The organism is Acetobacter estunensis, assembly GCF_011516945.1.
In the GTDB taxonomy this organism is placed as follows: Bacteria; Pseudomonadota; Alphaproteobacteria; order Acetobacterales; family Acetobacteraceae; genus Acetobacter; species Acetobacter estunensis.
On the sequence record NZ_WOTH01000022.1, the window covers coordinates 41,078 to 49,097 of the forward strand.

An 8,020-nucleotide genomic window follows, 5' to 3' on the forward strand; every position below is an offset into this window, starting at 1 on the left:
GAACCTCTCGGACAGTTTGCTGCTGCCCGTGGCATTCCAATAACTACTCGGATTTATAAGGTCATCGACCGCCTCAAATGTACAAAATGTGGCGGACGCCCAACAGCAGAAGTGACACGCTACTGACAATCTGGACCAAACTGCCTCGCAGGCGTATTGCCGCATTACGCTAAATATTAAAGCCTAGGCTCAGGACCCATTGATTTGATTGCGGAAATCTGATTCAGCCTCTGTGAGGAGACTGAAGATGAGTGACCTGTATTGGCTGACCGAGGAACAGATGGATCGTCTGCGGCCCTTTTTCCCGAAGAGCCATGGCAAACCTCGCGTTGATGACCGTCGTGTGTTGAGTGGGATCATTTTCGTGAACAGAAATGGTCTGCGCTGGCGTGATGCCCCCCGGGAATACGGTCCACACAAGACGCTCTACAACCGCTGGAAGCGCTGGAGTGCTATGGGGATCTTCATCCGCATGATGGAGGGATTGGCTACTGGCAAGGCAGAGCCTCAGACAATCATGATTGATGCGACCTATCTCAAGGCCCATCGCACGGCTTCGAGCCTGCGGTTAAAAAAGGGGGCCCAGGCCGTTTGATCGGGCGGACCAAAGGCGGGATGAATACGAAGCTGCATGCTGTCACTGACCGGAACGGACGTCCGCTCAACTTCTTCATGACAGCAGGTCAGATCAGTGATTATACTGGTGCCGCTGCCCTTCTGGACAGTCTCCCATCAGCCGAATGGATGCTGGCAGACCGGGGCTACGACGCTGACTGGTTCAGAGAGGCCCTGGAGGAGAAAGGGATCAAACCCTGTATTCCTGGTCGAAAATCTCGCGCAAAACCGGTCAAATACGACAAACGGAAATACAAAAGACGCAACCGTATCGAGATCATGTTCGGCAGGCTCAAGGACTGGAGACGGGTCGCAACACGCTATGACAGATGCCCGACCGTCTTCTTCTCCGCAGTCTGCCTCGCCGCAACCGTCTTGTTCTGGCTATGAGTCCTGAGCCTAGCCACTTTTGGCAAATGGCTGCCCGCTGCGCGGGCAACCATCATCTGCGCCATCGGTGCAAGCAATCCCCCCGCCATCCCTTGTAAGAGGCGGAATATGATGAGTGACGAAGCAGACCATGCCAGGGCACAGAGACCTGAAGTAATCGTAAAAGCACCGAAACACCCCAGATAAACCGCCCTGCCGCCGATACGGCCAACAAGCCAGCCACTCAACGGCAGTGTCAGGGCCAGTGCCAGCAGATAGCCGCTCACTACCCATTGGATGACCGAAAATGGTGCGTGCAGTGTCGTGACGAGATCCGGTAGCGAGACATTCACGATCGTCGCATCCAGTTGCGACATGAAAGACCCGATCGCCGCGACACTGACGATTTTCCAAATACCCGCCGGAAGTCGGGCGGGCTCTTGCGATTGCGGCAAAGCTGTTGCTTTCAGATTTATGTCACGGCGTTAAAGAGCCGCGAGCAGCTATTTTGCTCAGGGCTCCAGAGTGATGGCGTCACTGGTCGTGACGCGGCCGAGCATCGGGAAAACATGGTCACAGGCAAAGCGCTGCATTTCTTCGGCGAAAGTGGATGTCAGATCTTCCGCAATCACCACGCCGTAACCATGCTCATGTGCGGCGCGGGCGGTGGACTCGACACCCATATTCGTTGCGATGCCACCCAGCACGATCGTCGTGATTCCGCGCCGCCGAAGCTGAAGATCCAGGTCGGTTCCATAGAAGGCACCCCACTGTTTCTTTGTGACAAGCAGGTCTGTCGGCTCGGCCAGCCCCTCGACCAGTTCGGTCCAGTCAGGGGCAAATCCACCCGGGGGCGGCGCAAAAGGACGATCGACCTCGGTATGCACGGCATCGGCGAAATCGGGAGCAAAGGCGACATTGACCAGAATGACGGGCGAGCCTGCGGCCCGAAACCGGGATGCAAGCTTTTTGGAGCGTTCGACAACCGCCTCTCCCGTGAAAGGAGCCAGCGTCCGATCGACAATACCTTTCTGGAGATCAATCAGGATCAGGGCGGTCCGGGGCGCTGAAAGAGAAATCATGACGGTTCTTCCCTGTATGCTCATACGACTTACGGACTCGTTGTCCGATAGGCGCAGAGTTGATAGAAATTGAGTTAACACTCAAACAGGAGCATTATTTGAGCATGAACTCAACTTCGTCAAGAGGAAAGCGGGCGGCGCTTCAGCCGCGCCGTGCAGTCGGCAGGCAGAGAGTGGCGGAGTTGCTAGCGGCTGCGTCCGATCTCATGGCGGAGCATGGGTACGAAGCCACAACAATGGCGGAGATCGCCAGCAAGGCCGGCGCGAAGATCGGTTCGCTCTACCGTTTCTTCCCCAACAAGGAGGCAGTCGGGGAAGCACTCTTGCAGCAACACATGGCGATCGTGCATGACGAATATGAAGCGCTGGAAAAGCGTGCAGCGGATCTTTCGCCTGAAGAACTGGCTGACATCCTGATTGACCTGCTGGCGGTGCTTTATCCGCGTGTAAAATCCCTTCCGGCGCTGATGGAGGCGCATACTGACCGGACGGAAATCCGTGACCGATCACGCCAGCAGGCTCTGGCCGGTATTTCGGCCGCCCTGCGGGTGTGTGCGCCTGGACTGGACGAGCAGACGGCCGGCGATATTGCGGCGGTTGTCCTGAACAATATGAAGGTCATGCTGGGTATGACCCTGAAGGACGCTCCGACAACACCTGGTGCTCCGGATGAACTGCGCCGCATGAATCGGCTCTATCTTTCCGCCCGACTTGGTCCCTGCCAGAGAAAACAAATGGCCAAAAATTCAACAAAGACACGCTGATCCATTATCCAGAATATCGCTCGGCCATATAACGTCCCGGAGACATACCCAGCACTTTGCGGAACATCGTCACGAAACTCGGTACACTCTCATAGCCTAGATGCCCCGCAACCTGCTGGATCGTCGCACCATCTGCCAGCCATTGAACAGCAAGCATGACGTTCAACTGCTGCCGCCAGCGTCCGAAACTCATGCCGGTCTCCTGGCTGATCAGGCGCGACAGGGTGCGCTCGCTGACTCCGGCCTGTCTGGCCCAGGTATCGAGCGTTTTTCGCTCACCTGGCGCCCCAGTCATAATGCTGACAATCCCTCGAAGACGCCTATCGACAGGCATGGGAAGATGGAGATCCTCGACCCTGGCCCGTGCAAGTTCATCAAGAAGCACGTCCAGCAGGCGTGAGTTTGCGCCGTTTTCTTCATAGTAGAGTGGCAGTTCGGATGCCCGAACCAGCAGCTCGCGAAGCAGCGGCGTTACGGCGACCGCACAGCAGGTTTCAGGCAAGGGAGGACCAAGCGCGGGATCAATGAATGCATTATACCCCTCAAGCGCACCGCTTATCCTGATGGCATGGCGTGCCCCGCCTGGTATCCAGATGGCACTACGCGGCGGAACAACCCATAATCCGCTATCCCCTTCGCAGGTAAGCGCGCCGCGTTGCACCAGCATAATCTGGCTTTTGGCATGACTGTGAAAGTCCAGTTCCATGCTCTCAGCCTGCCCGGCCGCATAACCGTAGGTTACGATCGCCCGGGGAACGTCATCCGGTTCGATCCAGTCTTCCGTCTTCGACAATTCGTTCAGCATGGGCATAGACGTATTTTTGACGGCAAGGATCAGTTTGGCAAGATTGAATAATAATCTGACCTGATATCTGAATGACGCCATATCCATGCAGGGCTATTCCTGAGCAGACAATCAATCAAAATTTTCAAGATCCTGACATCTGCGAAAGGACGCCCCGTGAACACATTGACCACCAGCCCAGTCATTACCCTCCTGGAAACGCTGCACAGGAATGCAGAAACGTCCGACCGCGAACTCATGGAAACCATGATGGCGCGCTTTAACGCACCGGAAACATCGGCTGAACAGGTGATGGCAGAACTACTTGCCCAAGAAAGAGCCGACTATCGGAGCGTCTATCACGACTATGCCGACAATTTTCTCGCCGTCTCGCCGCGCTACGGTCAGTTTCTCTACATGATGACACGAGCCTGCAAAGCCCGTCGGGTCGTAGAATTCGGCACGTCGATGGGAATCTCGACCATTTATCTGGCCACGGCCCTTCGTGATAATGGTGGCGGGCAGTTGATCGGTAGCGAAATGGAACGCACCAAGGTGGCACAGGCGCGGGCAAATCTTGATGCAGCAGGCTTAGCTGATCTGGTGGATATTCGTGAAGGCGATGCGCTTGAAACGCTCCGCGATATTGATGGACCGGTTGATCTTCTTCTACTCGACGGTGCGTTCTCGCTCTATCTGCCAGTTCTGAAACTGATCGAACCCCGGCTGGCACCCGGCGCAGCGATCTTCGGCGAAAATGCGTTTGATCCAGACTACATCGCTTACCTGAACAACCCGGCGAATGGATATTTGTCCCAGACGCTGCCGCTGGACGAAGGCCGAGGCAACGGGTTCGCTGTCAGGGTCGGGTGATGGCACACGGAGAGTAGCCAGATTAAATCTTAAAACCTAGGTATTGACATATCTCGATGTGTAGTTATGTTTGGCAGTGTCACTCACCCACAGAAGGAGACGCCCGGTGAAGTTTGCCAATCAGCTCGATACCGACGCCGAGCGCCTCGGTGGTTACAAAAGGTCAGGCATTGAACGCAAAACCCAAAAATTAGCGCTTGATGCCCGCAGCCGGCTCAACGAGGCTTCTGCCGGACTGTTCTGATCCCGAGTGGATATGAGGCCTTTCACGCTCTCATATATTGATGTTTCCCAATATCTAGGATTAGCAAAATGCAAAACTCGGTTCTCTTCGACAGTCTGACCCTGGGTCCGTATACCCTCAGAAATCGGATCGTTCTCCCCCCGCTCACACGTTCTCGCAGCTCCCAGCCGGGAAACATCCCCAATGATCTGATGGCGACCTACTACCGCCAACGCTCCAGTGCAGGGTTCATGGTGACCGAGGGGACACAGATCGAACCGCGCGGACAGGGATATGCGTGGACACCCGGCATCTACAGTCCCGAACAGGTAGAGGGCTGGCGCAAGATCACCGATGCCGTTCACGCCGAGGGAGGAACCATCTTCTTGCAATTATGGCATGTGGGGCGCGTATCTCACACCTCCCTCCAGCCTGGTGGAGCCGCTCCGGTCGCGCCATCGGCGATCCCGGCCGAAAATGTCAAAGTGTTCGTTGAAACCGGCCCGGGCCAGGGTGCTCTCACACTACCGTCCGCACCACGCGCCCTGACCACCGCAGAGGTCAAGGAACTCGTCCAGCTCTATGCCAAAGCAGCGCGCAATGCTCTTGATGCGGGCTTTGACGGCGTGGAGATCCACAGCGCCAACGGCTATCTGATAAACCAGTTCATCTCTACCCACACCAACCAGCGCGAGGATGAATATGGCGGCTCACTGGAAAACCGACTGAGATTCCTGGCCGAAGTGACGCAGGCGGTTGCCGATGTCGTCGGTAAAGAGCGAATGGGAGTCCGCTTTTCTCCCCTGTTCGCTTCCACCAACGAGGACCGCGTCTATCTTGGTCTTGTCGAGGAAGACCCCCACACGACCTACATTGAGGCCATAAAGGTTCTCGAAAAAGTTGGGGTCGCTTACGTCTCGATTGCCGAGGCGGATTGGGATAACGCGCCGGAACTGCCTGAATCCTTCCGTGCGGACGTACGGAAAAACTTCAGCGGCCGGGTTCTCTATGCTGGCAGGTACACTCCCGAGCGTGGCGTGCGCGTGGTCAAGGCAGGCTGGGGCGATCTGATTGCCTTCGGGCGTCCCTTCATCGCAAACCCCGATTTGCCGGAACGCATCGCTCATGGTTGGCCGCTCAATCCAGTAGATCCTACGACCATGTATGGCGGCACCGACAAAGGATATACTGACTATCCCACCTATCAGCGTTAGGGATTTCAGGCCGTGTCCAGACATCTGGACACGGCTTCTGACACTTCCAGCGTAATTAGGTCCATCCCAAAGGAAACGAGATATTGCTATATTGGCATTTCTCGCTATATGGAGGATCATGAGCATCGATATCAACGACGCACTGAAGGCCTTGGACAACCCCGCCCGGCTGGCAATCTTGGCGAAGCTCAAGGACTCTCGCAAGAATTACCCTGAACAGGAAGTCGATCCTGAGCAGGTAGGTGTCTGCGTGAGCATCATACAGGAGCGGGCCGGCCTGTCTCAGTCGACCATTTCGCTGTATCTGACAGCACTACAACGCGCCAAGCTCGTCACGTCGCAGCGCATAGGCCCCTGGACCTATTACAAGCGCGATGAGGCGAACATCGCGGAATTCCTGAAACAGTTGCAGGATCTGATTTGAGCGGCGATCGCAATCGCCGCTCCATCTCCTTTCAACTTTTCTGAATCTCGACAACCAGTCGGCCTCGCACTTTTCCGGCAATGATATCTTGGCCGGCTGTGATGACGTCCTCAAGATGGATCGTCGCGGTGATCTCGCCTAATTTCTCGCGATCGAGATCCGTTGCAAGACGCGCCCAGGCTTCAAGGCGACGCGGCTTCGGACACATTACCGAATCAATACCAAGCAGCGAGACGCCGCGCAGGATGAACGGTGCTACCGATGCAGGCAGGTCCATTCCCTGCGCCAAGCCACAAGCCGTAACTGCACCGCCGTATCGGGTCATCGACAGCACATTAGCGAGCGTATGTGAGCCCACAGCATCGATGCCCGCGATCCACCGTTCCTTGCCGAGCGGACGCATGGGGCCGGAAAGTTCGTTACGATCAATGATTTCGGCCGCTCCGAGGCTCCTGAGATAATCTGCTTCCTCTGCCCGCCCGGTCGAAGCGATGACGTGCCAGCCAGCCTTCGCCAACAGGGCAATCGCGACTGAACCCACGCCGCCAGCAGCACCTGTGACGATTACCGGCCCATCAGACGGCTGCAATCCATGCTTTTCCAGCGCCAGAACGCTGAGCATTGCAGTGTAGCCCGCAGTGCCGATCGCCATAGCCTCGGCTGGCGTCAGCCCGGCAGGCAAGGGTACGAGCCAATCCCCTTTGACACGGCTTTTCTCGGCATAAGAACCGAGATGTGTTTCACCCGTTCCCCAGCCGTTCAGGATGACTTGGTCGCCGACGCGGAAATCCGGATGACCTGATGCTTCAACTACGCCAGCACCATCAATGCCCGGGATCATGGGAAAGCGCCGGACGACCGGAGCCTTGCCTGTCAGAGCCAGGCCATCCTTATAGTTGACCGTGGAATGCGTCACTCGAAACGTGACGTCTCCGTCCATCAAATCCGCCTCGCTGAAATCTTTCAGTCCAACGATCTGACTCGTGTCGTTTTTCTCGATCACGATCGCCCGAAATGTGCTCATAGTGCCGTGCCTCCTTTATAATTAGACCGATCGTCTAGTGTTGCCGAAAAAAAGGGATCAGGTGCGGAGCATCGCAAGAAATCCCTCTGCGAAGGTTCTAAGTGGGGTACTGTTGCGTTCGAGCTTGGCGCGGAGAACTGCTCCTTCCCAGCCGATCCAAAAAAACGCGGCAAGATGATCGGCATCATGATGGTTGCGGATCTCACCTGCTGCCTGCGCTGCGCGCAAACACAGGGCCGTGCACCGTTGCCAGTCTGCAAAAATATCACTCAGTTTCTGACGAAAGGCTTCTGGAAGCGCACCCATCTCCTGCCCCAGATTGCCAACAAGACAGCCGCGCGAAAACGCAAAGCGCTCCATTGCTGCCTCTGCATCGACCATGAAAGCTTTCAGCCGATCCAACGGCGAGAGGCCATCATCGGCAAAGAACCGATCCAGCTTGCGTGCGAAATAATGACCATAGTGATCAATCAGTTCGGCGCCAAAAGCCTCCTTGCTTTCAAAATAGTAATAGAACGAGCCTTTAGGTACCCCGACCACCTGGAGGGTTCTAAAAACCCCCTGGTTTTGAGGTCTTCTGTATGATTCTATTTCTTCTGCGTTGATTGAGGGAATGGCGATATGAAGCAGTCTGGTTTCTTTGATGTT

Annotated in this window: 10 protein-coding genes and 1 pseudogene; 6 read left to right on the forward strand and 5 right to left on the reverse strand. The window is 56.0% G+C overall.

Going from position 1 to position 8,020, the window contains the following annotated elements; all coding sequences use genetic code 11:
- Positions 1 to 247: 247 nt before the first annotated feature.
- A protein-coding gene (locus tag GOB87_RS10865) for an IS5 family transposase (protein WP_099046885.1) occupies positions 248 to 1,005 on the forward strand; the annotation gives its coding sequence in 2 pieces (ribosomal slippage) (positions 248 to 569 and positions 569 to 1,005; 759 coding nt in all).
- On the opposite strand, the pseudogene GOB87_RS10870 reads toward GOB87_RS10865, so the two are convergent.
- Positions 1,005 to 1,439, reverse strand: a pseudogene (locus GOB87_RS10870) (MFS transporter); the annotation flags it as partial. The gene GOB87_RS10865 and the pseudogene GOB87_RS10870 overlap by 1 nt on opposite strands.
- Positions 1,440 to 1,496: 57 nt before the next feature.
- Positions 1,497 to 2,066 (reverse strand): hydrolase, encoded by a 570-nt coding sequence (locus GOB87_RS10875; protein ID WP_007400745.1) that lies wholly within the window; start codon positions 2,064 to 2,066, stop codon positions 1,497 to 1,499.
- 104 nt (positions 2,067 to 2,170) lie between these two features.
- Between GOB87_RS10875 and GOB87_RS10880 the strand changes: the two genes are divergently transcribed.
- Positions 2,171 to 2,830 (forward strand): TetR/AcrR family transcriptional regulator, encoded by a 660-nt coding sequence (locus GOB87_RS10880; RefSeq protein ID WP_048851956.1) that lies wholly within the window; start codon positions 2,171 to 2,173, stop codon positions 2,828 to 2,830.
- A 4-nt stretch (positions 2,831 to 2,834) separates the two neighbouring features.
- On the opposite strand, the gene GOB87_RS10885 is transcribed toward GOB87_RS10880, so the two are convergent.
- Entirely contained in the window at positions 2,835 to 3,722 is an 888-nt protein-coding gene (locus GOB87_RS10885; protein ID WP_198911713.1) for an AraC family transcriptional regulator, read from the reverse strand.
- 69 nt (positions 3,723 to 3,791) lie between these two features.
- Here GOB87_RS10885 and GOB87_RS10890 point away from each other — a divergent pair, with 69 nt between their 5' ends.
- From GOB87_RS10890 to GOB87_RS10905, 4 genes are all read left to right on the forward strand, one after another.
- Positions 3,792 to 4,487 carry an O-methyltransferase gene (locus GOB87_RS10890; protein ID WP_010512209.1) on the forward strand — a complete coding sequence of 232 codons (696 nt, stop codon included), beginning with the start codon at positions 3,792 to 3,794 and terminating at the stop codon, positions 4,485 to 4,487.
- A gap of 106 nt (positions 4,488 to 4,593) precedes the next feature.
- Entirely contained in the window at positions 4,594 to 4,731 is a 138-nt protein-coding gene (locus tag GOB87_RS10895; protein ID WP_010512211.1) for a hypothetical protein, read from the forward strand.
- A gap of 68 nt (positions 4,732 to 4,799) precedes the next feature.
- Positions 4,800 to 5,924, forward strand: coding sequence for an alkene reductase (locus GOB87_RS10900; protein ID WP_035367506.1), 1,125 nt, complete (start codon positions 4,800 to 4,802; stop codon positions 5,922 to 5,924).
- Between the two features lie 118 nt (positions 5,925 to 6,042).
- Positions 6,043 to 6,348 carry an ArsR/SmtB family transcription factor gene (locus GOB87_RS10905; protein ID WP_166316431.1) on the forward strand — a complete coding sequence of 102 codons (306 nt, stop codon included), beginning with the start codon at positions 6,043 to 6,045 and terminating at the stop codon, positions 6,346 to 6,348.
- A gap of 31 nt (positions 6,349 to 6,379) precedes the next feature.
- Here GOB87_RS10905 and acuI read toward each other — a convergent pair whose 3' ends face one another.
- Complete coding sequence (gene acuI / locus GOB87_RS10910) at positions 6,380 to 7,372, reverse strand: acrylyl-CoA reductase (NADPH) (protein WP_010512215.1); 993 nt, start codon at positions 7,370 to 7,372, stop codon at positions 6,380 to 6,382.
- A gap of 57 nt (positions 7,373 to 7,429) precedes the next feature.
- On the reverse strand, positions 7,430 to 8,020 hold a 591-nt coding region (locus GOB87_RS10915), incomplete at its 5' end, for a TetR family transcriptional regulator C-terminal domain-containing protein (protein ID WP_198911714.1).

Excerpts from the sequence above, each read along its gene's own strand:
- GOB87_RS10875 (WP_007400745.1), bottom strand. The coding sequence starts at position 2,066 with ATGATTTCTCTTTCAGCGCCCCGGACCGCCCTGATCCTGATTGATCTC.
- GOB87_RS10900 (WP_035367506.1), top strand. The coding sequence starts at position 4,800 with ATGCAAAACTCGGTTCTCTTCGACAGTCTGACCCTGGGTCCGTATACC.
- GOB87_RS10905 (WP_166316431.1), top strand. The coding sequence starts at position 6,043 with ATGAGCATCGATATCAACGACGCACTGAAGGCCTTGGACAACCCCGCC.
- GOB87_RS10880 (WP_048851956.1), top strand. The coding sequence starts at position 2,171 with ATGAACTCAACTTCGTCAAGAGGAAAGCGGGCGGCGCTTCAGCCGCGC.
- acuI (WP_010512215.1), bottom strand. The coding sequence starts at position 7,372 with ATGAGCACATTTCGGGCGATCGTGATCGAGAAAAACGACACGAGTCAG.
- GOB87_RS10885 (WP_198911713.1), bottom strand. The coding sequence starts at position 3,722 with ATGGATATGGCGTCATTCAGATATCAGGTCAGATTATTATTCAATCTT.